Here is a 23,008-nt window from a genome sequence, read left to right on the forward strand (position 1 = left end):
ACAGCGCACAACAATCTGGCGATTCCGGGTTCGCTCGCTCTCGCGAGCGCCCCGGAATGACGTTTCCTGACTCAGTGCCCCGGCTGCGCCGCGGCGGTGCCGCCGGTCGGGAGTGCCTCGGCGGTCTTGGTGGCGGCCGCCGGCTGCGGGGTAAAGCGGTCCTGCGCCGGCTTCGGCGCGGCCGAGGCGACCGCCTTCGCCGGTGCGCTCCCGAGCCCGGGCAACAGATCGGCGAGCAACTGGGTGGTGATCAGGTTGCTGTCGCGCAGTTCCTGCCGCGTCAGCTCGTGCAGATCCTCCCACGGCGGCACGCTGAGCGCGATCGACAACAGATCGCCGGTGCCGCCCATGTCGAAGGTGAACTTCGCCAGCCGGCCGATGTCGCGCTCGACGATCGACATATCCTGGGCCGTATAGCTGGCGGCGCGAGCATCCTCGGCGCGGTCGCCCATCCAGATCTGATGCACCCGGACGCGGGCGCCTTCCGGCACGTAGCGGGTCTGGCCGGACAACAGCAGAAACGCGCACATCGATTCGCAATACGCAGCGGGCTCGATCCGCGGCCGGTTGCCAAGCTGCGAGGCTGCCGACACGCTGATCCCGACCGTGGTGGCCAGACCGAGCGAGCGCCAGCGCCGGCCGAGCGCGATCGCGTCGTTGACCGAACCGCCGCTGGAATCCAGCACCACGGTGGCGCCACGAAGCTGGCGGTCCCGGGCGAAGTCGTCGAACGCCTTCGGCGTGTCGACGGTGACGATACCGACCGCGCTGATCCAGCCGCCGCAATCCGGATCGCAGGCGACCCAGCCGAACTTCATCGGCTGCCGCCGCGCCTCAAGGCTACCGGCCCCGGCGGTGAGGGGAATGCTGCTGTCGGCCGCGAACCCGAGTAGAACGATGCCGAGCGCCGCGACCCGCCACAGCGCCGAACCGGTCAAACAGGAGAGAACCGCGCGTTCCAACCTTACGTCCTTCGTCTCGGGCAGCAACAGCGTGACAAGTTCCAATCCGAATCTGTCACGTCTCTGTTACCTAATCGTTGTGAAAAAGCTAACTTTGATCAACCGCAAACACCACCGCGTTTTGCTGCGTCGCGCTCAACACGCTGCGAGTTTTGGTGAAGTGTTGCGCAAATGTCGGCGAGCTGCAGTTCCCCGCAAAGGAACCGGGCAGAGCGCCGCTCATCGAAACGGCACCTGCTGATGCAATTACCAACCGACCTAACTAACTGGATCGATCCCGTGCTGCGGTTGCCGCGCAATGCCGGCCGCGGGCTGATCTGGCTGTATCGCCACACGCTGTCGCCGCTGGTCGGCTACAATTGCCGGCACTACCCAAGCTGTTCGATGTATGGGGACGAGGCGATCGGCCGGTTTGGGCTGTGGGCCGGCGGATGGATGACGCTGGCGCGGCTGCTGCGCTGCCAGCCGTTCGGCACCTCGGGGATCGACCTGGTTCCGCAAGTCCCGCCGCCCCGCGCCCGCTGGTATCTACCATGGCGCTACGCTCGCTGGCGCGGCGTCAACGCCCCGCCACCGGATGTCGCAGCCACCGCCGCCGAGACCTGCGGATGCGGCGCGCATTCCGACGTCACAAAGGACTGAACCCGATCCGCCCCAGCCCCGGCAGCTTGATCGCCGGCCGGCGCAGATCGAGGCCGAGCACTGCGCCGAGCAGATTGATTTCGACGCCTTCGATCCAGCCCAGCGTCAGCCCGAGGTAACCGCCGAGCGTGGCGCGCACGCCGGTGCCGGACGGGGTCCAGGCGATCCAGCCGCCGTCCCATGGATAGTCTTTGCCAATCGCGGTCGGCGGCAGCGTGGTGCGCAGCTCAGGGACCGCGGCCATCACCGCAGCCACGAAGGTGTTGGAGTTCGGTCCGGGCCAGGCGCGATAGTCGCCATAGGCGGCGAGCCTATAGCCTTTCACCGCAGCCTCGATCTACGGGATCATCGCCGCCGCCGCCGCGCCGTCGGCCGCAGCGATCAGTTGCGGCTCGTCGCCGAACCAACGGCCGTCGGCGACGAAGCCGTTGACGCGGATCGGCGCACCCCAGGCGGTGTAGTCGTAACGGGTGTAGCGCGAGGCGCCCTCCGGCTTGACGACGATCCAACTATGCACCGCGAAGATGCCGCGCCAGCGCACGGTGCGCGCAGCGAAAACCCGCACCAGCGCGTCCGGATGCTGCGCCGCTGGCGGCAACAGCCCAGCGCTGGAACGATCCGCGCTCTGCCAGTCGACGCTACGATCGCCCATCCAATAGCGGCCGGCCGACACGGCGACCGGCACGACGAGGAGTAGCAGCAGTATCAGCACCAAACGTCTCACGTGGATGGGAATCTGTGGAGGAAGGTTGCCGGGAATATAGACGGCACCACCGCGCTCGCCAGTCGCGATCACGCCGTCGTGCTGGAACAGGCGCGCGCGACATTGTCGCGACCTCCGGTGACGTACGATGGCGAGACGTACCTCACCACACCGCCGCGGCGAGCGCAGCGATCAGCGGCAGCGGCGTCACCACCAGGCCGAGCTTGAGGAACCGCCAGGCGGTGACTTCGATCTGGTTCCGCCGCAGCACCACCAGCCACAGGATGGTGGCGAGCGAGCCGGTGACCGAGAAATTCGGTCCCAGATCGACGCCGATCAGCAGCGCCGCGATGGTTTCGCGCGGCAGGTGATTGTCGGCTGCGACCGAGCCGGCCACCAGCCCGACCGGCAGATTGTTGCCGATGTTGCAGGCGATCGCGGTGACAAGGCCGGCGGTCCACGACGCCAGTCGCGGTGCGTCGGCCACGGCGCCACGCAGCAGCGCGCCGAGTGCACCGATCACGCCGGTGCGGCTCAGCGCCTCGACCATCACGAACAGCCCGGCGACCAGCGGCACCACGCTCCACGACACGCCTTTCAACACCGGAACCGGCGACTGCCGCGCCAGCACCAGCACCACCGCGGTGGTGACGAGACCGCACACGAAGGTCGGCAGGCCGAGCGGCACGTTCAGCGCCGAAGCAGTCAGCAGCACGATCGCGATCGCCCCGATCCCGACCGCGGCGAGCTTGCCGCCCCACGACAGATGCGGTGTCGCCACGCGGGTCTGCAGCGTCTGCTCGGCGAGGGCCCGGCCGAGCGCCAGCCGCAGCATCAGATAGGTGACGACGATCGCCGCCAAAGACGGCAGCGCAAATTGCTGCAGCCAGCCGCCGAGATGCGGCATGTGTTCGCCGAACACCACGAGATTGGCCGGATTGGAGATCGGCAGCACGAAGCTCGCCGCATTGGCGATGAAGGCGCAAACAAACAGATACGGCAGCGGGGCGGTGCCGGCGGCGCGGGTGGCGACGTACACCGCCGGCGTCAGCACGATCGCGGTGGCATCGTTGGACAACAGCACGGTGACCAGCACGCCGACCACATAGACCAGGAGAAACAAGCGCTGCGGCGAGCCGCGGGCATGTTCGACTGCGTAGGCGGCGAGGTAATCGAACAGCCCCTCGCGGTGCGCCAGCTCGGCGATCAGCATCATGCCGATCAAGAACAGATACACGTCGATGCCGTTGCGCACCCCGGCGAGCGCATCCTGCCACGACAGCAGGCCGAGAACGACCAGCGCGCCTGCACCGGCCACCGCCCACACCGCCTCGGGCCAGCGCAGCGGACGAATGATCACGCCGGCCGTGGCGAGGGCGACGATACTCCAGGTCAATATCAGATCGTGGGACAGCATCGAGCTTGGCATGGCGAGGTGGCGTGCGGAGTGCGGGATGGAACTAACCGATAAGCGAAGACGCTGCGGTTGTCTCTATCGGTACGGTTGCAGCCCCTGCGCGCGGCGCGCGACAATATAGTCCTTGTATGATCGAAGCGGATGCTATACGGTGTGGTCATTCGATTAGCCGCTGTGCCTTTCTGAATGCGCCCGCGGGCTCCTTCCCAAAGTTCATCGATTAGTTGAAACGTCACGCGCCGTGTTGGCGCGGACGATGTTCTTTGGAGAATGAAGATGACGACAGGTACCGTAAAGTGGTTCAATGGCCAAAAGGGTTTTGGCTTCATCGCGCCGAGCGACGGCGGCAACGACGTGTTCGTGCACATCAGCGCTGTTGAACGCGCCGGCCTGTCCGGCCTCGCCGAGGGCCAGCAGGTGTCGTTCGAGGTCAAGGTCGACAAGATGCGCGGCAAGAGCAGCGCCGAAAATCTCGCGCTGGCTTGATCCAGCGTCTCCGTTTCACGGATGTACTGAAACGGCAGATGGGCCCGTTCGATCCTCGAGGTCGAGCGGGTTTTGCCGCGCGTACCGAAACGAGGCGGATATGACTGACAAGAAGACCAATACCCCCTCCCCGACCAGCGTCGAACGCGCGCGCCGCAAGCTGATGGAACAGCAGGAAGGCGCGCAGCGGATGGCCGAGGTCGAACGCGAGGGCATCGCACTCCGCAAGAACATGGAACGGCTGCGCGCGCTGCGGCTCGCTCACGAGGCCGAACAGGCCGCGACCGGCGAGGCTCCGGCCGCGCCGAAGAAGCGGACCCGAAAGACGCTCTGATCCGAGCGGCAAGAGAATCCGAACGGCAACAGCCCCTGAGCCACAACACACTCTGAGCGAGCGGCATCGCGGGCGTCGCGCCGCCCGGTCGGGAGACGACGATGGCCACCGCCGACGACTTCAAACTGATCCGTGAGATCCGCAGTGCGGGCGGCCGCCGCCAGGTGTTCGGCGCCCGTGAGCGGAAGCCTTACGACGATCTCGTCGAACTCGGCTGGCTGAAGCGAGCGTCGAGCGATTCCAAGTCGACGCATTATCAGATCACCGAGCGCGGCACCTCCGCGGCGATCAGAAGCTGACGCAACTCGGCCGCACCGCCACCATCACCACGTGCTGCCTGAAGCGACGCTTGTAGAGTTCGACGATCTCGCCCAGCGCCGCGCGCTGCGCGGGATTCTTGGCGAACACGATACTCACCAGCTTGCCCCTCTCGCGCACCAGCCGGCCGCGCGCGATGTCGTGCCACTGCCCGACGCTGTCGACCACGGTGAGCCCGTCCGGAAACCGCGGCGTGATCTCCTCGGCCACGAACCGCGCGAACTCCACGTCGCTGACGCCGAGCCGGTCGCCGATGTTGCGGCCGAACGCCAGCTCCGCGCTCAGCATCGGCTGCGACGGCGGCAGACACGCCGGCGCCGGAAGCGCCGCACAGCCGCCGAGCGACGCCGCGACTGCGCCGGCGACCAATATGCGCACCATCATCTGCCTCGACCTCATCTCAACCTCGCCGCAGGGTTTTCAGATAGGCGCACAGCATATCGCCTACCGCGTCCGCATAGGCGGTGATCTCGGCCGCCGTGCGCGGGCGGCTGGAGAAGTCCTTGCCGAGCGCAGCGATGGTGCGGCTGATCAGCTCCGCCGCCCGCGCCCGCGCCGCGTCCGAACTCCGCGGCGCCGCCTCGCGCAGAAACGCCGCCATGGTGCCGTCCATCGCCTTGCGCGCGGCGCGGGCTTCGGGCGCGTCGCGATACAGCGGCGCGGCATCGTCGAGCGCGCCGCGCACTTCGGCTTCGTCGCATTCGGATTGGATGAAGGCATGCACCAGCCGGCGCAGCCGCTGCGGTGGCGGATCGCGGCGATCCTCGAGGATGTCGCGCAGCATCTCCGTGGTCTGCCGCCACTCGTCGCTCTGCAGCCGAAACAGGATCGCGGCCTTGTTGGGGAAGTACTGATACAGCGAGCCGACACTGACCCCGGCTTTGTCGGCGACCCGCGCGGTGGTGAAGCGCTGCGCGCCCTCCTTCGCCAAAACCTGAACAGCCGCTTCCAGAATGGCCGCGACCAGCTCGGTCGAGCGCGCCTGCTGCGGCTGTTTTCGCGAGGAAATTGAGCCACTTCGGCGTTCGGCCATGTGGGCCTCTGGGAATGCGATTAGCGAATGCGAATATTTATTCGTATTTCTGTGGACGCGCAACATCGCGCTGATCACTCCCTTTGGAGTTCGCAATGACCACCCTCACCACCTCACCGCTGGCCCCGCTGCTGACGCGTTTGTTCGACGAAGCCGACGCCGCGCAGCCGCAGCCCGACCAGCTTGCACCCGACACGATGCAGTTGATACGCAGCAAGACCGACTACGCGACGCTGTACGGCCGGCTGAAAGACTACGCCCTCGCGGTGTCGCCTGAGACCGGCGTGCTGCTCTACATGCTGGCGCGAGGCTGCCGCGCCCGGAGCATCGTCGAGTTCGGCACCTCGTTCGGCATTTCGACGCTGCATCTGGCCGCGGCGCTGCGCGACAATGGCGGCGGCCGGCTGATCACCACCGAGTTCGAGCACGCCAAGCTGGTCCGCGCCGAGGCCAATCTCGAAGCCGGCGATCTCGCCGATCTGGTCGAATTCCGCGAAGGCGATGCGCTGCAGACGCTCAGCAAGGATCTACCCGACCGCATCGATCTCGTGCTGCTCGACGGTGCCAAAGCGCTGTATGCGGATATTCTCGACCTGCTCGAAAGCCGGCTGTCGCCCGGCGCGCTGATCGTCGCCGACAACGCCGATCACTGCCCGGACTATCTGGCTCGGGTGCGCGATTCGGCGAACGGTTATCTGTCGGTGCCGTTCGCCGCCGATGTCGAGCTGTCGATGCGGCTCGGCTGATACTTCCGACGGGGCGCACGCCCCGTGGTCTGCCGCCGGCAGCGCCGGCCGTAAGCGTTCAACGTCAATCAACGCACGTCCCGATCCATCGCGGTCGGCGTGCGCTGATGACGCCGCCGATCGCGGATCAGCCTGGAGACTCCCATGGCCGTCCGTTCGATCGATGCCTCGCCTACCCCCGCCTTGTCGCTGCGCCGCCGGCTGGCGCTGCACACCTGCCTCGTCTTCACCGCGATCGCGGTGCTGATCCCGCCGCACATCTCGCCGACCCACGCGCCGATGCTGATCGGCGCACGCCTGCTGCTGGGCACGATCAACTCTGTGAGGCGTTGGAGCGCGACGCGATGCGGCTGCGGCGCGTTCAAGCGCTGCGGTCGCGGGTCGCGGCCACCACCATGCACAGCGCCAGACCCAGCACCGCGGTCGAGACGTAGCCGTTGACGTGCAGCAGCCCGGCCGCGAACAGCGCGCCGCCGATCGCCGAGCCGATCGCCTGGCCGACATACAGCACCGACGTATTCAGCGACACCGTCGCGCCGGCGAGCGTCGGATCGGCCGTGACCAGCCGAACCTGCTGCATCGAGTTCGACGCCGCAAAGCCGAGACCCCACACCGCCACCGCAGCGGCCATCACCGCGAAATGCCCGGCCCCGAACGTCCAGCCGAGAATACCGGCCAGCATCAGCGAGGTGAACAGCGCGGAGGTGCGATACGCGCCCCAGCCGTCGACGATGCGGCTGGCAATGACGTTGCCGGCGAAGCCGCAGACGCCGTAGATCGCAAACACCAGCGCGATCTCGCGCGGCCCGGCGCCGGTCAGCCCGGTGAGCAGCGGGCCGAAGAAGGTGAACACCACGAACTGCCCGGAGGTTTGCAGCGACGATACCCCGAGCAGCGTCAGGATGCGGCGGTTGCGTCCCACGGCCGCCCAGGTGCGCAGACCCACCGGTGCCGCGCTCAGCCCGCCCGGCAGCCGCAGCCACAACAGGATGAAGCTGATCAGCCCGATGCCGCCGACGGTGAGATAGGCGCCGCGCCAGCCGGCATGATCGGCCGCGAAAGTGACCAGCGGCACGCCGAGCGCCACCGCCAGCGACCAGCCGAGAAACACATAGGCCATGGTGCCGCCGCGCCTTTCCGGCGGCACAATCAGCGCCACCGCGCCGGCGGCCTGCGGCGTGTACAGCGCGCCGACCGACAGCATCGCCAGCCGCAGCACCAGCAGCACCGCATAGTTCGGCGCAAAGGCGGAGGCGAGATTCCCGAGCACCAACACCGCCAGCGTCGTCGTCAGCAGCAGCCGGCGGTCGATCCGGCTGGTCAACCACGCTGTGAGCGGCGACCCGATGCACAGCACGATCGCCCCGAAGGTGATCAGCAGCCCGGCGTCGCGGATCGTCACCCCGAGCCCGGCCGCCAGATCCGGCAACATCCCGGCCGGTGCCAGAACCGAGGTTCCGGTGACGAAATTGCCGAGCATCAGCGCGGTGGGGGCGAACGAGCGGGACACCTCGGAAGGCTAGCAGCGTTTCCATGCAGATGCATTAAAATTCTGCAGGACCGGGCATGCGCTGCGACACCAGCAGGGCGAAATGCGCGCCGCCGCAGGGTTCGGCTTCCTTGAATCGTCCGATTCCCCTGCTATACAGCCCCTTTCCGCTTACCTGCGCTCGTACGCAGGAGTGAGCCAGAGGAGCCTTCCGATGACCGACAAGACTTCGGGCGACAAGCCTTCCGCGTCCACCTCCGGCTTCCAGTACACCCTCTCCAACCTCAAGCCGGTAGCCCCCATGGACCAGATCACCATCACCTTCCCCGACGGCAAGACCCGCGAATATCCGCGCGGCACCACCGGGCTCGACATCGCCAAGGGCATTTCGCCCTCGCTCGCCAAGCGCACCGTCGCGATGGCGCTGAACGGCACGCTGACCGACCTCGCCGATCCGATCGAAGACAACACCGCCATCGACTTCGTCGCCCGCGACGACGGCCGCGCGCTGGAACTGATCCGGCATGATTGCGCCCACGTGCTCGCCGAAGCGGTGCAGAGTCTGTGGCCGGGCACCCAGGTCACGATCGGCCCGGTGATCGAGAACGGCTTCTACTACGACTTCTTCCGCAACGAGCCGTTCACGCCGGAAGACTTCGCGGCGATCGAGAAGAAGATGCGCGAGATCATCGCGCGCGACAAACCGTTCACCAAGGAAGTCTGGACCCGCGACGAAGCCAAGAAGGTGTTCGCCGACAACGGCGAGGCGTTCAAGGTCGAGCTGGTCGACGCCATCCCTGAAGACCAGACCATCAAGATCTACAAGCAGGGCGAGTGGTTCGATCTGTGCCGCGGTCCGCACATGACCTCGACCGGCAAGATCGGCACCGCCTTCAAGCTGATGAAGGTGGCCGGTGCGTATTGGCGGGGCGACAGCAACAACCCGATGCTGACCCGGATCTACGGCACCGCCTGGGCCAAGCAGGAAGATCTCGACGCCTACCTGCATCAGATCGAGGAAGCCGAGAAGCGCGACCATCGCAAGCTCGGCCGTGAACTCGACCTGTTCCACTTCCAGGAAGAAGGTCCGGGCGTGGTGTTCTGGCACGCCAAGGGCTGGAGCCTGTTCCAGTCGCTGGTCGGCTATATGCGCCGCCGTCTCGCCGGCGACTACGACGAGGTCAACGCGCCGCAGATCCTCGACAAGGTGCTGTGGGAGACCTCGGGGCACTGGGAATGGTACCGCGAGAATATGTTCGCGGCGCAGTCGGCCGGCGAGGACGCCGAGGATAAGCGCTGGTTCGCGCTGAAGCCGATGAACTGCCCGGGCCACGTCCAGATCTTCAAGCACGGCCTGAAAAGCTACCGCGACCTGCCGTTGCGGATGGCCGAGTTCGGCGTTGTGCATCGCTACGAGCCATCAGGCGCCATGCACGGGCTGATGCGGGTGCGCGGCTTCACCCAGGACGACGCGCACGTGTTCTGCACCGAGGCGCAGCTCGCCGAGGAGTGCATCAAGATCAACGATCTGATCCTGTCGACCTATTCGGACTTCGGCTTCGAAGGCGAACTGACGGTCAAGCTCTCGACCCGCCCCGACAAGCGTGTCGGCACCGACGAGATGTGGGATCACGCCGAGCGGGTGATGGCCACGGTGCTGAGCGAGATCAAGGCCAAGGGCGGCAACCGCATCAAGACCGAGATCAATCCGGGCGAAGGCGCGTTCTACGGGCCGAAGTTCGAGTACGTGCTGCGCGACGCGATCGGCCGCGACTGGCAATGCGGCACCACCCAGGTCGACTTCAACCTGCCGGAACGGTTCGGCGCGTTCTACATCGACGCCGACGGCGCCAAGAAGGCGCCGGTGATGGTGCACCGCGCGATCTGCGGCTCGATGGAGCGCTTCACCGGCATCCTGATCGAGCACTACGCCGGCAACTTCCCGCTGTGGCTGGCGCCGGTGCAGGTCGTGGTGACCACGATTACGTCCGAAGGCGATGAATACGCCAAGAAGGTACTGGCGGCGCTGCGCAAGGCCGGCCTGCGCGCCGACATCGATCTGCGCAACGAGAAGATCAACTTCAAGGTGCGCGAGCATTCGCTCGCCAAGGTGCCTGCCCTGCTGGTGGTCGGCAAGAAGGAAGCCGAGACCCACTCGGTCTCGGTCCGCCGCCTCGGCAGCGACGGCCAGAAGGTGATGCCCACCGACGAGGCAATCGCCGCGCTGGTGGACGAGGCGACCCCGCCGGACGTGCGGCGGATGCGCGGGATGACACCCGCGGTCGCGGCCGAGTAACCGGCGCGCGGCGGCGTCAGGCCGGCTCGCCTACGCTCTTGATCAGGGACTCGGCTGGGATGCCGAGCCCCTGATGCAATTTCCGGATCATCGGCAAGGTCAGATCGCGCTTGCGATTGAGCACCTCGTGCACCCGATTGCGACTGCCGATGAACGGGATCAGGTCGCGGGGCTGCAGATCGTTCTGCTCCATGTGATAGCGGATCGCTTCGACCGGATCGGGCAGATCGAGCAGGTAGTGCTTGCGCTCCCAAGCTTCCACCAAGGTCACCAGCACGTCCAGCCGATCGCCCTCCGGCGTATTCCGCCGCGCATTCATCAGCTCCTCGATCTGCTTGAGGGCACGGCGATAATCGCGCTGTGACTTGATCGGAGCTATGTCCATGGCGACCTCAAACGGTTTGTGCGTCGATCGCATCGTAATCGCGATGCGTCCCGACGTCCTCGCGCAAGTCGGGACCAGTTCACACGCTACGGTCGACGCCGGGGGATTGAGCGACGCCCTTCTGCATCGCGGCGATCGCCGCATCGAGTTCGGCGCGGCTGTATTGCGGCGCGGTGCCGGAGCGCGGCGTCCATTCGCTTTGCGCCTTGGCGGTATCGGCGATCTCGACCTTGCCGCCGAGCAGCCTAGCGTAGGTCTCCGCCCGCCATTGCGCCAGCGCCGGGCCAACCAGGGACGGCTCGTCGAGACCGCTGACCGCGGACGCGGTGGCGTTGCTCATCTCGGCGATGCCGCCATTGTACAGCTTCGCCACCACCTGATTGCCGACCTTGACGGTGGCGTAGACGTCGTCCGGCTCGTTGTCGGAGCCGCCGCGCGGCGCCGTCTCCTGCTGCTGCAGCCAGACGCGCGCGATCTCGTCGACCTCGGCGGAGGTGACTTTACGCACCGCTTCCGGATGCGCCTTCATCAGGTCCGCGAAGCTGTAGACGTCGCCTTCGAAAGCGAGCCCGTTCTTGTTGGTGGACTTCTCCGAATCCGCCTTGGTCACGTGCATGTACGGCGTCAGCACGTGGCCGTGTCGGTCGGTGATATTCATGATGCGCCCCCACTCCAAATTGGTCCGAGCGGTGGTGGGTTTGCAAACTTCGCGCCACGAAGAAGCGTTGCTGATCAATGCGATCGGAGCCCCACGCCGGCCGTGAGTCGGCGACAATTGCCGATGCCGGCAAGGTTTTCCTATGCCGAAGGTCGATCGCGCACCCGCCGCGTTTGGTACGGTTCTGATCGAACCTTGCGCCGACATGCGATAGATTGCCGGCGAAGCATGCGCCCGCGGATCGCTGCCGCGGGCGGCGCTGGAGCAGATGGAGAGCAGCCATTTCCGACCCGATCGAATTCTTCAAGACCCGCCGCTCGGTGAAGCCGCGCGAGATGACCGGCCCCGGCCCCTCGCCCGACGAGCTGGAGACCATTCTGACGATTGGCGCCCGCGTGCCGGACCACGGCAAGATCGCGCCGTGGCGGTTCATCGTGTTCGAAGGCGACGCCCGCGTCCGAGCCGGCGAAGTGATCGCCGACGTGTTCGCGCGCAAGCATCCCGAAGCGACCGCCGCCGAGATCGCCGCCGAAAAGGCACGGCTGTGCGAAGCGCCGCTGGTGATCGCGGTGGTGTCGTCGCCCAAGCCGCATCCCAAGGTGCCGGTGTGGGAACAGGAATTGTCGGCCGGCGCGAGCTGCATGAACATCGTCTCGGCCGCGACCGCGCTCGGCTACGGCGCCAACTGGCTGACCGGCTGGATCGCGTTCGATCCAGACGTGCTGAGCGGTCTCGGCCTGCGCGGCGACGAGAAGCTCGCCGGCTTCATCCACATCGGCACCCGGCCGAAAGATATCGAAGACCGGCCGCGGCCGGAACTGAGCGCGATCGTCACGCGGTTCTAGGCGCGTTCGAGCTTCCGGCTGCGGTCCGCGCACGGCGCACCGCAGCCGTCCCGCGCGCTAAGCGCGGCCGACCGGGAACACCTGCCCTTCGAACACCGTCCCCCAGATCGGCACATCCTTGAGCCGCTCCGGCGGCACCGCATAAGGATCCTGCTCGAGCACCGTGAAGTTGGCGATCTTGCCCGGCGCGATGCTGCCGAGCTGGTCCTCGTGGCGCCAGGAATACGCCGCCTCGATGGTGATCGCGCGCAGCGCCGCATCGACCGAGACGCGCTGCTCCGGACCTGCTACGCGGCCGGACGAGGTGATCCGGTTGACGCCGCACCACGCCAGATACAGCGGCGCGCTCGGTGCCATCGGCAGATCGGAGTGATAGGACAGCGGCACGCCCTGATCGAGCACCGATTTGGCCCGCACCATCGCGTCCGCCCGCTCCGGCCCCAACCCCACCGCGCTGTATTTGTCCGCAAAGCCGGTGGTATAGTACGGATTGGCGCTGACCAGTGCTCCGAGCCGTTTGATCCGTGCGACCTGATCTTCGGTCGAGTTAGCGAAGTGCACGATCACGCTGCGATGATCGGCGCGCGGATGCTCGGTGTTCAGCTTCTCCAGGATGTCGAGCAGCTTCTCCAGGCCGAGATCGCCGTTGACGTGGGTATGGATCTGATAGCCCGCATTCCAGAACAGCCGGGCGCGGCGCTCGAGTTCGTCCGGCGGAATGATCCACTCGCCCTGATGACCGTCGAGATAGCCGTCCTTCATCTGCATCAACTGCGAGATGATGGCGCCGTCGGCGAACAGCTTGATCTGGCCGGGGAAGAACATCAGCTTGCGGCCCGGCGCTTCGGGCGCCACCGCGATCTGCGCTTCGACCGCATCGAGCGCGCCGTCGAGCCCGACGCGGTCGACGATGCCGCGGCCGTCGGCGATGAAGGTGGAGTACATCGGGGTGTCGGGGGCACCGAGGATCTGCTCGTACAGCTTCCACATGTCCGGGGTGTAGAGCGCGCCCGGCTCCATATAGGCGGTGACGCCGTTGGCGTGCAGATAGCTCACCATCTGCTTCAGCCCGAAGGCCAGCCGCTCCGGCGTCGCCAGCACCTTCATCATCGGCGTCATCACCAGATTGAGGCCGCCCTCCCAGAAATGCCCCTCGCGCCAGTTCGACTGCTCGCTCGCCTGCCCCTGGTTCAGCGTCATGGCTTCGGTGATGCCGAGCGCCGCCAGCGCCGGGGTGTTCAGATAGAATTCGTGGCAGGAACGATGCCACACCGCGATCGGCCGGGTCGGGTTGATGGCGTCGAGCGCGGCGCGGTCGAGCTTGCCGTGCCACAACGCGTGATAACCCCAGGTCAGCAGCCAGGCGTCTGGCTTGGTCAGCCTGGTGTCGGCCGCCCTCAGCCGCGCCTGGTAAGCGTCGGCGCTGGCGGCAGCCTTGTGGGTGCCGCCGGGCAGCACCCAATCCTCCGGCGCGATCACCTCGACCGCCAGCGTCAGCGCGCCGAGCACCGGGTGCAGATGCTGATCGATCAGCCCCGGCGTCACGATCTTGGCCGCGAAGGTCTCGTCCACCGTAAAGGGGCGGTCACCGAGCGCCTCCCTGACCTGATCGAGCGAGCCGACCGCAACGATCCGCTTGCCCGCGACGGCGACTGCGGTCGCCTCCGGCGCGCCGCGCTCCATGGTGATGAACTTCCTGGCGGTGAAGATCGTCATCGGTGCCGCGGCGCCGGCGATCTGCTCGCCACCGAGCGCGCTCGCCAGTCGCGCGTTGATACCACCATCGGCTTTCGCCGATTTGGATACCACCGCTTCGGCCACGAACGGGACGCTCGCGCTCAACGCGGCCGCCCCCTTCAGCACCGTGCGGCGCGACGGCAGCGACAGTGAGCGGAATGCGAACTGGAATGCAGGATTGCAGGCGATGCACATGGCGCGCGCTCCAGGACCGAAGTTGTTAGTGGCCCTGCGGCAGCTTAGCACTGAGTCGGAAACTCAGCCCCCGGACATTGGTCGGGCTTTGGTCACGCCGCCTGCGACGCCTGCCGCCCGAACCGCGTCAGCAGCCCGCAAATCTCCGAGGCCGGCCGGGCCGGGCTGAACAGGAATCCCTGCACCTCGTGGCAGCCCTCGGCGCGGAGCGCGTCGAGCTGTTCGACGCTCTCCACGCCTTCCGCCAGCGTCGTGATGTCGAGGCTGCGGCCGAGCCCGGCGATGGCGCGGACGATCGCGAGGCAATCCGGCCGCTCAGTGAGATCCTTCACGAACGAACGGTCGATCTTGATCTTGTCGAACGGGAAGCTGCGTAAGTAACTGAGCGAGGAGTAGCCGGTGCCGAAATCGTCCATCGAGATCCGCACCCCGAGGCTGCGGAGCTGATGCAGCGTCGCCAGATTGGCATCGCTGTCGGCCAGAAACAGCGACTCGGTGATTTCCAGTTCGAGCCGGTGCGGCACCAGGCTCGACTGCGCCAACGCCGAGATCACCACCTGCACCAGATTGCGGCTGCGGAATTGCACCGGCGACAGATTGACCGCGACCTTGACGTCCGACGGCCAGGATGCGGCTTCCAGACACGCCTGCCGCAGCACCCATTCGCCGAGACCGACGATCAGGCCAATGTCCTCGGCCACCGGAATGAAGTCGGACGGCGAGATCATGCCACGCTCGGGATGACGCCAACGCAGCAGCGTCTCGAAGCCGCCGATCCGGTCCTCTGCCAGATCGATCAGCGGCTGATAGTGCAGTTCGAACTCGCCGCGCGCGAACGCCTGCCGCAGATCGAGCTCCATGTCGCGGCGGATCTGGGCCTGGCGGTCCATCTCCTTCTCGAAGAAATGGTGGCAGCCGCCGCCGGCCGCCTTGGCGCGGTACAGCGCCATGTCGGCGTTGCGCGACAGCGCCTCGCACTCGTCGCCGTCGGACGGCGCCAGGGCGATGCCGATCGAGGCGCCGATCACCACTTCGAGCCCGTCCATGTCGTAGGGCGCGCTCAGGATCTCGATCAGCCGCGCCGCCAGATTGCTGGCTTCGTTCGGCGTCGCCAGCGAGGTCAGCACGATGGCGAATTCGTCGCCGCCGAGCCGCGCCACCAGATCGCCGTCCCCGATCTGCTGCCGCAGCCGTTCGGCGACGCATTGCAGCAGGCGGTCGCCCATCGGATGGCCGAACGAGTCGTTGACGTTCTTGAACAGATCGAGGTCGACGCACATCACCGCGACCATCGTGCCGCTGCCGCGGGCCTGCGCCAGCGCCTGCTCCAGCCGCTGCTGATACAGCGCGCGGTTCGGCAGATTGGTAAGCCCGTCGTGATGCGCCATGTGGGCGATCTTGGCCTCCGCCTTGCGGCGCTCGGTGACGTCGACCACCGCCACCAGGAAGCCGTCGCGGCCGTCGAACACCACGCGGCGGCCGAAGGTCAGCACGTGAATCTCGGAGCCGTCGGCCTTGATGTGACGCCAATTGCCCTCGGACTGATAGCTGTCGCGCATCTCCAGCAGGGTCTGGCCGTGCGCGATCCACTCCTCGCGCGGCCAGATCTCGCGCAGCGACATCCGCAGGAACTGGTCGCGCGGATAGCCGTAATGCGCCACCGCGGCGTCGTTGACGCTGAGGAATTCGAAGGTCTGGGCGTCGAACACCCACATCGGCATCGGGTTGCCGTCGAACAGCAGCCGGAACGACTCCTCGCGCTTTTTCAGCGAGGTGACGTCGGAGATCGTCACCGAGATCACGTCGCCGAACGCGGTGGCGCTGAGGCTGAGATTGCGGTCGCCGCTGTCGACCGCGAAGGTGATGCTCGCATCGGAATCGACCAGCTCGATCAGCCGCCCGGCGACGTCTGGTGTGCACAGCAGATGATGTCCGACCGACAGCCGGCTCCAGTGCAGCTCGGCCACCGAATGCCGCAGCAATTGCGAGGCGCCCTGGTTGACATGGACGATCTGAAAGTCGAACGGCCGGCGGTCGGGGCCGCGGATCGCCGTCAGGGCGACAATGCCGTCGTCGGTCGAGGAGAAGATCGCGTCGAGCAGGTTGTAGCGATGGCGCTCTTCATTGACGTAGACGCCGACCAGGGTACCGCCCCAGCGCGAGGCGGTCGGCAGCGCCAGCAGGGTGTAGCGCTGCACGATGCCGTCGCGGACGCAATGCGCGGTACCGAGATGCGGCCCTTTGTTCTGCAGCGCGCCCGAGGCGGCCTGCGCCAGCGCGGTGCCGCAATCCGGCGACAGCGCATCCAGCGGAATATCCCAGCGCTCGTCGCCGAGCCATTGCTGGGCGTAGCGGCCGGTGCGCGACACCTCCGGCGTCTCGCCGTCGATCTCCAGCAGCACCAGATGATCAGCCAGCCGCCCCAAACTCCCCAGCATTACCTCTTCGTAGCTCGGCAGCGACTGTCCGGGCTGAATCGCCGCGTGCCACTTGCGCTGCAGCACGGTTAAGTCTGCAGCAAGCTGACTGGTCGAATTTTCGGAAAGTTGAGTGACGGTAGCCGACACGAGAAGCGCCCCGCGCATGAGAAGTGCGGCGCGCAGTCGAACTATTCCCGATTAAGACGATGTAAACGTATCGCCCAGCGGGGCGACAAACCACTGAATATGAAGGTTTTAAGTCGCGCGATGGTTACTTCGCGTTCACCATTGTGACGGCGCGGAAATCGCGCGAAGCGATCAATGCGAAGCCGCGCCGATACGTGATTCAGCGCGCCAGCACTTCGACTTCGCCGTCGACGCCATTGACCACATTGAACCCGCGCTCGAACACCTTGCCTTCATTCTTGGCGATGGCGCGATACTCGCCCTCGGACAGCACGACACGCGGGAATGCGCCGATCGATTCCTTGATGACGTCGCCGCCCGGCGTCAGCACCGACCACGAGGTGTTGGCGAGCGCTTCGCCGCCCTTCTCGCTGACCAGCTTGAGGGTGATCACCGCGGCGCGGTGCGTGATCGTGACGTCGGTGAGTTTGCCGGTCTGGACGCGAATGTCGGATCGCACCACCGAATTGGCGTCGCCGTAATTGGAGACGATGTAGTAAGTGCCTTCCGGCACCAGAGCGACGTCACCGGCGGCGACCCCCGGCAACAGCGGCGCCCGCTGCGCGTTGTCGAACTGGCTGCCCTTGTAGATCGAGAAGGAAATCTGGTTGGCGGGAATTCGCGAACTGCCGACCTTGCCTTCGATCCGCAGGCCGCCGGCAGGGAGCACGAAATTCTCGCGCTCGGTATCGGCCTTGACCGTCACCGGCCGCACCGCGCTGACCAGACCGAGCGCGACATGCACGACGTAGTTGCCGGGCGGCAGCGGAATGCTCGGAGTAGCGCCGTGATCCTCCCGGATGAGCTTGATGGCACCGCTGTCGTCGGGGCGATCCGAGTACACCCGCCATATCAGACCGCTGTTGATCACCGGCTGGTCCTTGCCGTAGCGCGCCGTCAAGGCGAGGACACCTTGGGGCGGCGCCGGCGCGGCGAGCGGCGGCAACGGCGACATCGACGGTGGCGCCACTGCACCGACGGGGGGCTGGGTCAGCGGCGCCGGCAGGCTCGGGGCCGCAGCCGCGCCGGATTGCGGCGCCAAACTGATCGCTGCGCCGGCCGGCGGCTCCGGCACAGAGGCCGGCGGAACGGGCGGCGGCCGATCGCTGAAAAACTGCGCCGCAGCCGGTTGCGTCAGCGCCAGCGCGCACACTGCGACCAACGCCCACTGTGCGACAATCCGGCGCCGCCCCCCGACGATATTACCCCTGAAGATCATGGCGATGGTTTTCACCGAAAACGCGGCAAATTCAAGCCGGTCCCGCGCCCTGTCGCAGCGGCCGCCACCCCAGCGGTACATGCGTGCTGTTCGTGATTGCGTCACGATTTTCCCCTAGTCCCGGCTGCCTCAAGCATTATTCATGCATTTGAAGCGATATGACACGATCCGGCAACGCGAGTCGCGAGCCGGGGCGGCCTGGTCCACACCGGGCGACGAGTCGAGGAGGCAACCATGCTGGAAAACCTGATCGGACGTGGGCAAGGCAACGCGCCGGCACCGGACAAGGTCGGCCTCGACAGCATCCGCCGGCCGGTGATCGGGCTGGCGCTCGGCGGCGGCGCGGCGCGCGGCTTCGCACATATCGGCATCCTGCGCACGCTGCTGGCGAACGGCATCACGCCCGACGTGGTGGTCGGCACCTCGATCGGCGCAGTGGTCGGCGGCGCCTATGTCGCAGGTCATCTCGACACGCTGGAGGAATGGGCGCGCCGGCTGCAACCGCGCAACATTTTCGGCTATCTCGATATCCGGCTCAACGGCTCCGGCCTGATCGGCGGCAGCAAGCTCGCGGCGCAGCTCGACGCCACGCTCGGGCCGATCCTGATCCAGGATCTGACGCAGAAATTCGCCAGCGTCGCCACCGAGGTCGCGACAGGCCACGAGATCTGGCTGACCCACGGCCGGATCGTCGACGCGGTGCGGGCGTCCTACGCCCTGCCCGGCATCTTCTCGCCGGTGCTGATCGGCGACCGCTGGCTGGTCGATGGAGCGCTGGTCAATCCGGTGCCGGTGTCGGCGGCACGCGCGCTCGGCGCCGAGATCGTGATCGCCGCCAACGTCTCCAGCGACGTGTTCGGCCACGGCACCACGATCTTCTCGCACGGCGCGGCGGCAGCCGCTGTCGTCGCACCGGAACCCGAGGAGCCGCCGGTGCAGAAGCGCGGCTTCACCCGGTTCTTCTCTCCGGAGCGGTTCGTCAAACAGGAACTGTTCGGCAATCCGGAACGCCCCGGCATCTCCAAGGTGATGACCGACGCCTTCAACATCATGCAGGACCGCATCACTCGGGCGCGGCTCGCCGGCGACCCGCCCGACCTGTTGATCTCCCCGAGGGTCGGCCGGATCGGCTGGTTCGACTTCCACCGCGCCGACGAGATCATCGCCCACGGCGCCCGCGCCGCCGAACGCGCGATCGATTCGATCCGCGAGACCATCGAAGAAGTCACGCCGCAGCCCAAGGCGACGGTGCCGGTGGAGACCTGACCACCGCCGCCCGGCGCGATCATCAGAGGCGGTCGATCGGATCCTGCCGCGCCGACGGCGGGAGGTTGCGGAGGCGCAACAGACAGACTGCGATGGTCGCCAACGGCAAACCAAGCGCCACCCAACACAAGCTGCGCCAAACGCCGCCCTCTCCGATCAGCGCCGCCAGCAGTCCGATCAGGGTCGAAGCCGCCAACGCGATCGGCCACAGCCATTGTCGTCGCAGCGCACTCATGATGCGGAGCTTTCGGCTTCCACAGCACCGCCGCGGCGCGGACGCTTCGCCCACCACAGATACAGACCGCTGATCAGCACGACGATGGTCGCGGCGTCGAGCAGCGCCCAGATGATTTTCAGCGGCAGCCCGCCATAGTCGCCGAAATGCAGCGGCTGCGACATGAACAGCGCGGTCGCATACCACGGCATGTCGCGGACCGAGACCACCTGCCCGGTCGACGCGTCGGCGAGCGCCGGTTTGAGGATACGGCTGGTGATCGGCGTGTTGCCGGTGAGAAAGATCGCGACGTGCGACGGGGTAGCGAACGGCGTGCCGGGAAACGCCACCGTCATCACGTTCATGCCGGGCACCGCGGCGCGGACGTCGCGCAGCACCGCGTCGGTCGACGCACGCTGTCCCTCGATCTCGGCCGGCTTGGCCTGTGCCGCCATCTCGACGAGCTGGTTGGCCTGCCAGGCGAGTTCGATCGGGGCTGCCAGCGTGTTGATGACGCCGGTGAAGCTGACGACACCGAACCAGGCCAGCGTCACGATGCCGAGCAGATTGTGCAAGTCGAGCCAGGTGCGCCAGCGGCTGCCGTCGGTCCGCACCACGCCGAACGCAAGGCGGCGCGTGAACGGACCGTACAGCACCACGCCGGATACGATCGCAACGACCAGCAACAGGCCCATGAATCCAAGAAACAGCGTGCCCGGCACTCCGCTGAACAGGTCGAGATGCAGCCGCGTCATCACATACAAAAAGCCCTCATTGGGCTGCGGGATCTCGATCTGCTGCCCGGTGCGGGTGTCGAACACCTGATAGTGAAACGAGGCCGGATCGTCCGTCATCGAGGCTGCGGTCGGCACCTTCAGGATCGGATGCTCCCGATCGTAGAAAAGATACGGCACCACCTCGCCAGGCCGCGCCGCGAGAGCGCGCGCAACCATCGAGTCCACCGATGCACTGCCCGGTGGCGCGGTCGTCGCCGCGAGCTTCAGATCAGGACCAAGCTCGTCCTTGAAGATCAGCGGCAGGCCGGTCAGGCACAGCAGCAGCGCGAACAGCGTGCAGACAAGGCTGCTCCAGCGATGCACCCAGACCCAAGCTCGAACGGCGCGCCGCGTCATCGGCGGCGCGCCTTCTTGGCGTCGATCCTCACCACCGGTACCTGATCCCCGCCAGCACCGTGCGGCGATTGCCGAACTGGCAGTAGAACCCCGACGAGCAGCTCGAATAGTACTCCCTGTCGAACAGGTTGTTGACGTTGAGCGTCAGAGTCGTGCCCTTCAGGCTCGGCGCCAGGTTCACAAGATCGTATTTCAATGCCGCATCCACCACCGTGTAGGCCGGCGCCCGCAGCGTGTTGGCATCGTCGCCATAGCTGGCGCCGACATGGCGGATGCCGCCGCCGAAAGTCAGGCCGGTGACCGGGCCGGACTGGAACGTGTAGTTCGCCCACATCGAGCCGAAGAAGTCCGGAACCGCCTGCGGTCGATTGCCGACGATCAGCGCGTTCGACGATCGCGCCACCCTTGTGTCGAGGAACGTCACGGCGCCGATCAGCTCGAGACTATCGGTGACGTTGCCGCGCGCTTCCAATTCGACTCCCTTGGAACGGACCTCGCCCTGCTGCACGTTGAAGCCCGGCACGGTCGACGGCGTCAGGACGTTCTGCTGGCGGATGTCGAACACGGACGCCGTGAACAGCATCGGCAGAAAGGTCGGCTGATACTTGATGCCCCCCTCGTATTGCTCGGCCGTGGTCGGGATGAACGGTTGCCCGTCCGCGCCGACGCCGGTCACCGGTTCGAACGAGGTCGAGTAGCTGACGTAAGGCGCAACACCGCTGTCGAACAGATACAGCAGCCCCGCCCGATAGGTAGTCTTGTCGTCCGACTGATTGGAGCGCGATCCGGCGAGCCGGCTTTCGGTGCTCTGCTCGGCCCAATCATGACGGACACCGAGCGTGGCGCGCCATCCGCCCAGGCTGATCTGATCCTGCGCGTACAGCCCGGTCTGCGACAGCTTCTGACCGCTGTCGATCAGCGAGGCGAGCGAGCCGACCGGCTGATTATACAATGGATTGACGACATTGAGCGCGGTCGCACCGCCGAGCTGGTAGGTCCAGTTGCTGAGCGTATTCTGATAGTCGACGCCGGTGATGATCTTGTGCTGCAGCGCGCCGGTGGCAAAGTCGAACTGCACGCGGTTGTCGGTCGACAGGCCGCCGACGTCCTCGATCGAGCGGATCGCCCAGCGCGGGATCGTGCCGATGGCGGTGAGCGGCGCGTTCATCTGCAACGACTTGAAGTCGATGTCGACGTGCGAATAGCGCAGGCTCGACTTGACGCTGACGACCTCGTTGAGACGCCTGTCGAACTGATAGCCGATGCCGTACTGCTCGCGCTCGAACGAGTCGAAGCCGGGGTCGCCGACATTGAGCTTGGAGTTCAGGTACGGCCGGTATTGCAGCGGCGCCAGCGAGGTCGGATACAGCGAGTTGAAGTAGCCGCCCTTCGGATCCTTCTGATAATAGCTCTGAACGGTGAACCGCGTGTCCATGTCGGGCGCCCAGGTCAGGGCCGGCGCGACCGCAAAGCGCTGCTCGTCGACATTGTCGTAGCGCGTGCCGGACGTCCGGCCGATCGCACTCAGTCTGTACAGCCAATGGCCGTCCTTATCGAGCGCGCCCTGGCTGGTGACGCCGGACTGGATGCGGCCGTAAGTGCCGCCCTCGACGCGGACCTCGTTGTACGGCACTGCGCTCGGCATCCGGCTGATCTGATTGACCAGACCACCCGGGCTGGTCTGCCCGTACAGCACCGCCGACGGTCCCTTCAGCACCTCGACGCGGTCGAGCAGGAACGGATCGATCGCGGTGTTGGCGAACGCCTGGCCGCGCGGCAGCTTCAAGCCATCGAGGAAACTGACGTAGTTGGTCGCGGTGCCGAACGCGCCGAAGCCGCGGATGAACACGCTGTCGAAGCGCGAATTGGTGTCGGCATCCGACAGCACGCCGGCGCTGTAGCGCAGCGCATTGGCAACGGTCTGAACGTTCTGATCGTCCATCTGCCGGCGCGTGACGGTCGAGATCGACTGCGGCGTCTCCAGCACCGGCGTGTCGGTCTTGGTCGCTGTTGCGGAGGTGCGGGCGACGTAGCGATCCGAGGTGTTGCTGGCGTCGACCGCGCGCGCCGCCGGGGTCGCCTGTTCGCGCGCCGGAGTGCGTGCCGGCACGGCGCGCTGAGCCGCGGGAGCTGGCTGCGCGCGTCGCGCGGCGCGACGCTCGGCGGGCTGCACGGTGACCGGCGGCAGTGCCACCGCGGCTTCGCGCGCCGTCTGCGCCAGCGCTTCGGAGCCGCCACTCAGCGACAGCGCAATCGCGACGCCGGCGACAATCTTGTTCTCGTTTCCCATCCGCTCTCCCCCAGATACCTCGCTTCGAGGCGGT

At 66.6% G+C, this 23,008-nt stretch carries 22 protein-coding genes and 1 pseudogene; 8 read left to right on the forward strand and 15 right to left on the reverse strand.

What is annotated here, in order from left to right:
* Positions 1 to 71: 71 nt before the first annotated feature.
* Positions 72 to 962: a hypothetical protein gene (locus tag FLL57_RS12335; RefSeq protein ID WP_047308606.1), complete on the reverse strand. Its 891-nt coding sequence runs from the start codon at positions 960 to 962 to the stop codon at positions 72 to 74.
* Positions 963 to 1,202: 240 nt separating this feature from the next.
* On the opposite strand from FLL57_RS12335, the gene yidD reads away from it, so the two are divergent.
* The gene (gene yidD / locus FLL57_RS12340) at positions 1,203 to 1,604 is read left to right on the forward strand and encodes a membrane protein insertion efficiency factor YidD (RefSeq protein ID WP_013501742.1); all 402 of its coding nucleotides are present in this window, start codon (positions 1,203 to 1,205) and stop codon (positions 1,602 to 1,604) included.
* Here the strand turns inward: yidD and FLL57_RS12345 are convergent.
* A pseudogene (locus FLL57_RS12345) lies at positions 1,591 to 2,340 on the reverse strand (DUF3750 domain-containing protein). The gene yidD and the pseudogene FLL57_RS12345 sit on opposite strands and share 14 nt — an antisense overlap.
* A gap of 130 nt (positions 2,341 to 2,470) precedes the next feature.
* Positions 2,471 to 3,724 (reverse strand): arsenic transporter, encoded by a 1,254-nt coding sequence (locus FLL57_RS12350; protein ID WP_142883029.1) that lies wholly within the window; start codon positions 3,722 to 3,724, stop codon positions 2,471 to 2,473.
* Between the two features lie 276 nt (positions 3,725 to 4,000).
* Here FLL57_RS12350 and FLL57_RS12355 point away from each other — a divergent pair, with 276 nt between their 5' ends.
* The 3 genes from FLL57_RS12355 to FLL57_RS12365 all read left to right on the forward strand — a co-directional run bounded on the left by FLL57_RS12355 (position 4,001) and on the right by FLL57_RS12365 (position 4,843).
* Positions 4,001 to 4,210, forward strand: coding sequence for a cold-shock protein (locus FLL57_RS12355; protein ID WP_013501739.1), 210 nt, complete (start codon positions 4,001 to 4,003; stop codon positions 4,208 to 4,210).
* A gap of 100 nt (positions 4,211 to 4,310) precedes the next feature.
* Positions 4,311 to 4,544 carry a hypothetical protein gene (locus tag FLL57_RS12360; protein WP_013501738.1) on the forward strand — a complete coding sequence of 78 codons (234 nt, stop codon included), beginning with the start codon at positions 4,311 to 4,313 and terminating at the stop codon, positions 4,542 to 4,544.
* A 101-nt stretch (positions 4,545 to 4,645) separates the two neighbouring features.
* Positions 4,646 to 4,843, forward strand: a complete 198-nt coding sequence (locus tag FLL57_RS12365) for a hypothetical protein (RefSeq protein WP_013501737.1) — start codon at positions 4,646 to 4,648, stop codon at positions 4,841 to 4,843.
* Here the strand turns inward: FLL57_RS12365 and FLL57_RS12370 are convergent.
* The gene (locus FLL57_RS12370) at positions 4,833 to 5,243 is read right to left on the reverse strand and encodes a DUF3574 domain-containing protein (RefSeq protein ID WP_235677135.1); all 411 of its coding nucleotides are present in this window, start codon (positions 5,241 to 5,243) and stop codon (positions 4,833 to 4,835) included. The two genes, FLL57_RS12365 and FLL57_RS12370, sit on opposite strands and share 11 nt — an antisense overlap.
* Positions 5,244 to 5,262: 19 nt before the next feature.
* Complete coding sequence (locus FLL57_RS12375; protein WP_142883031.1) at positions 5,263 to 5,895, reverse strand: TetR family transcriptional regulator; 633 nt, start codon at positions 5,893 to 5,895, stop codon at positions 5,263 to 5,265.
* Between the two features lie 95 nt (positions 5,896 to 5,990).
* Here FLL57_RS12375 and FLL57_RS12380 point away from each other — a divergent pair, with 95 nt between their 5' ends.
* Entirely contained in the window at positions 5,991 to 6,641 is a 651-nt protein-coding gene (locus tag FLL57_RS12380; protein ID WP_142883032.1) for an O-methyltransferase, read from the forward strand.
* A 68-nt stretch (positions 6,642 to 6,709) separates the two neighbouring features.
* On the opposite strand, the gene FLL57_RS23330 is transcribed toward FLL57_RS12380, so the two are convergent.
* Together FLL57_RS23330 and FLL57_RS12390 are read right to left on the reverse strand one after the other, a co-directional pair.
* Complete coding sequence (locus tag FLL57_RS23330) at positions 6,710 to 7,006, reverse strand: hypothetical protein (RefSeq protein WP_185966139.1); 297 nt, start codon at positions 7,004 to 7,006, stop codon at positions 6,710 to 6,712.
* On the reverse strand, positions 7,003 to 8,121 hold the full coding sequence (locus FLL57_RS12390) for an MFS transporter (protein ID WP_142884209.1): 1,119 nt from the start codon (positions 8,119 to 8,121) through the stop codon (positions 7,003 to 7,005). Before FLL57_RS12390 ends, FLL57_RS23330 begins: the two co-directional genes overlap by 4 nt.
* Positions 8,122 to 8,344: 223 nt before the next feature.
* Here FLL57_RS12390 and thrS point away from each other — a divergent pair, with 223 nt between their 5' ends.
* Positions 8,345 to 10,426: a threonine--tRNA ligase gene (gene thrS, locus FLL57_RS12395; RefSeq protein ID WP_047308593.1), complete on the forward strand. Its 2,082-nt coding sequence runs from the start codon at positions 8,345 to 8,347 to the stop codon at positions 10,424 to 10,426.
* Positions 10,427 to 10,442: 16 nt separating this feature from the next.
* Here the strand turns inward: thrS and FLL57_RS12400 are convergent, their stop codons facing one another.
* Positions 10,443 to 10,811 carry a helix-turn-helix domain-containing protein gene (locus FLL57_RS12400; RefSeq protein WP_013501730.1) on the reverse strand — a complete coding sequence of 123 codons (369 nt, stop codon included), beginning with the start codon at positions 10,809 to 10,811 and terminating at the stop codon, positions 10,443 to 10,445.
* A gap of 79 nt (positions 10,812 to 10,890) precedes the next feature.
* Entirely contained in the window at positions 10,891 to 11,469 is a 579-nt protein-coding gene (locus tag FLL57_RS12405) for a hypothetical protein (protein WP_013501729.1), read from the reverse strand.
* Positions 11,470 to 11,750: 281 nt separating this feature from the next.
* On the opposite strand from FLL57_RS12405, the gene FLL57_RS12410 reads away from it, so the two are divergent.
* Complete coding sequence (locus FLL57_RS12410; protein ID WP_047308603.1) at positions 11,751 to 12,314, forward strand: nitroreductase family protein; 564 nt, start codon at positions 11,751 to 11,753, stop codon at positions 12,312 to 12,314.
* 57 nt (positions 12,315 to 12,371) lie between these two features.
* On the opposite strand, the gene FLL57_RS12415 is transcribed toward FLL57_RS12410, so the two are convergent.
* From FLL57_RS12415 to FLL57_RS12425, 3 genes are all read right to left on the reverse strand, one after another.
* Entirely contained in the window at positions 12,372 to 14,246 is a 1,875-nt protein-coding gene (locus FLL57_RS12415; RefSeq protein WP_142883035.1) for an amidohydrolase, read from the reverse strand.
* Positions 14,247 to 14,338: 92 nt separating this feature from the next.
* Positions 14,339 to 16,831, reverse strand: coding sequence for a putative bifunctional diguanylate cyclase/phosphodiesterase (locus FLL57_RS12420; protein WP_185966140.1), 2,493 nt, complete (start codon positions 16,829 to 16,831; stop codon positions 14,339 to 14,341).
* Between the two features lie 181 nt (positions 16,832 to 17,012).
* A complete protein-coding gene (locus tag FLL57_RS12425; RefSeq protein WP_041807764.1) occupies positions 17,013 to 18,071 on the reverse strand; it encodes a hypothetical protein in 1,059 nt (352 codons plus the stop codon).
* 234 nt (positions 18,072 to 18,305) lie between these two features.
* On the opposite strand from FLL57_RS12425, the gene FLL57_RS12430 reads away from it, so the two are divergent.
* The gene (locus tag FLL57_RS12430; RefSeq protein WP_013501725.1) at positions 18,306 to 19,337 is read left to right on the forward strand and encodes a patatin-like phospholipase family protein; all 1,032 of its coding nucleotides are present in this window, start codon (positions 18,306 to 18,308) and stop codon (positions 19,335 to 19,337) included.
* A gap of 22 nt (positions 19,338 to 19,359) precedes the next feature.
* On the opposite strand, the gene FLL57_RS12435 is transcribed toward FLL57_RS12430, so the two are convergent.
* Genes FLL57_RS12435 through FLL57_RS12445 form a run of 3 tightly spaced genes read right to left on the reverse strand, consistent with a single transcriptional unit; the run spans position 19,360 to position 22,974 of the window.
* The gene (locus tag FLL57_RS12435) at positions 19,360 to 19,572 is read right to left on the reverse strand and encodes a hypothetical protein (protein ID WP_013501724.1); all 213 of its coding nucleotides are present in this window, start codon (positions 19,570 to 19,572) and stop codon (positions 19,360 to 19,362) included.
* Positions 19,569 to 20,684 carry a PepSY-associated TM helix domain-containing protein gene (locus FLL57_RS12440; protein WP_013501723.1) on the reverse strand — a complete coding sequence of 372 codons (1,116 nt, stop codon included), beginning with the start codon at positions 20,682 to 20,684 and terminating at the stop codon, positions 19,569 to 19,571. The genes FLL57_RS12435 and FLL57_RS12440 overlap by 4 nt, the downstream gene beginning before the upstream one ends.
* Positions 20,685 to 20,712: 28 nt before the next feature.
* Positions 20,713 to 22,974, reverse strand: coding sequence for a TonB-dependent siderophore receptor (locus tag FLL57_RS12445; protein ID WP_142883037.1), 2,262 nt, complete (start codon positions 22,972 to 22,974; stop codon positions 20,713 to 20,715).
* Positions 22,975 to 23,008 lie beyond the last annotated feature (34 nt).

The sequence above is a fragment of the Rhodopseudomonas palustris genome (genome assembly GCF_007005445.1).
Classification (GTDB): Bacteria; Pseudomonadota; Alphaproteobacteria; order Rhizobiales; family Xanthobacteraceae; genus Rhodopseudomonas; species Rhodopseudomonas palustris_G.

What these genes read in the sequence shown, in the direction of transcription:
- yidD (WP_013501742.1), top strand. Translation starts at nt 1,203, where the DNA reads ATGCAATTACCAACCGACCTAACTAACTGGATCGATCCCGTGCTGCGG.
- FLL57_RS12350 (WP_142883029.1), bottom strand. Translation starts at nt 3,724, where the DNA reads ATGCTGTCCCACGATCTGATATTGACCTGGAGTATCGTCGCCCTCGCC.
- FLL57_RS12355 (WP_013501739.1), top strand. Translation starts at nt 4,001, where the DNA reads ATGACGACAGGTACCGTAAAGTGGTTCAATGGCCAAAAGGGTTTTGGC.
- FLL57_RS12360 (WP_013501738.1), top strand. Translation starts at nt 4,311, where the DNA reads ATGACTGACAAGAAGACCAATACCCCCTCCCCGACCAGCGTCGAACGC.
- FLL57_RS12365 (WP_013501737.1), top strand. Translation starts at nt 4,646, where the DNA reads ATGGCCACCGCCGACGACTTCAAACTGATCCGTGAGATCCGCAGTGCG.
- FLL57_RS12370 (WP_235677135.1), bottom strand. Translation starts at nt 5,243, where the DNA reads ATGGTGCGCATATTGGTCGCCGGCGCAGTCGCGGCGTCGCTCGGCGGC.
- FLL57_RS12375 (WP_142883031.1), bottom strand. Translation starts at nt 5,895, where the DNA reads ATGGCCGAACGCCGAAGTGGCTCAATTTCCTCGCGAAAACAGCCGCAG.
- FLL57_RS12380 (WP_142883032.1), top strand. Translation starts at nt 5,991, where the DNA reads ATGACCACCCTCACCACCTCACCGCTGGCCCCGCTGCTGACGCGTTTG.
- FLL57_RS12390 (WP_142884209.1), bottom strand. Translation starts at nt 8,121, where the DNA reads ATGCTCGGCAATTTCGTCACCGGAACCTCGGTTCTGGCACCGGCCGGG.
- thrS (WP_047308593.1), top strand. Translation starts at nt 8,345, where the DNA reads ATGACCGACAAGACTTCGGGCGACAAGCCTTCCGCGTCCACCTCCGGC.
- FLL57_RS12400 (WP_013501730.1), bottom strand. Translation starts at nt 10,811, where the DNA reads ATGGACATAGCTCCGATCAAGTCACAGCGCGATTATCGCCGTGCCCTC.
- FLL57_RS12405 (WP_013501729.1), bottom strand. Translation starts at nt 11,469, where the DNA reads ATGAATATCACCGACCGACACGGCCACGTGCTGACGCCGTACATGCAC.
- FLL57_RS12415 (WP_142883035.1), bottom strand. Translation starts at nt 14,246, where the DNA reads ATGTGCATCGCCTGCAATCCTGCATTCCAGTTCGCATTCCGCTCACTG.
- FLL57_RS12420 (WP_185966140.1), bottom strand. Translation starts at nt 16,831, where the DNA reads ATGCGCGGGGCGCTTCTCGTGTCGGCTACCGTCACTCAACTTTCCGAA.
- FLL57_RS12425 (WP_041807764.1), bottom strand. Translation starts at nt 18,071, where the DNA reads ATGATCTTCAGGGGTAATATCGTCGGGGGGCGGCGCCGGATTGTCGCA.
- FLL57_RS12430 (WP_013501725.1), top strand. Translation starts at nt 18,306, where the DNA reads ATGCTGGAAAACCTGATCGGACGTGGGCAAGGCAACGCGCCGGCACCG.
- FLL57_RS12435 (WP_013501724.1), bottom strand. Translation starts at nt 19,572, where the DNA reads ATGAGTGCGCTGCGACGACAATGGCTGTGGCCGATCGCGTTGGCGGCT.
- FLL57_RS12440 (WP_013501723.1), bottom strand. Translation starts at nt 20,684, where the DNA reads ATGACGCGGCGCGCCGTTCGAGCTTGGGTCTGGGTGCATCGCTGGAGC.
- FLL57_RS12445 (WP_142883037.1), bottom strand. Translation starts at nt 22,974, where the DNA reads ATGGGAAACGAGAACAAGATTGTCGCCGGCGTCGCGATTGCGCTGTCG.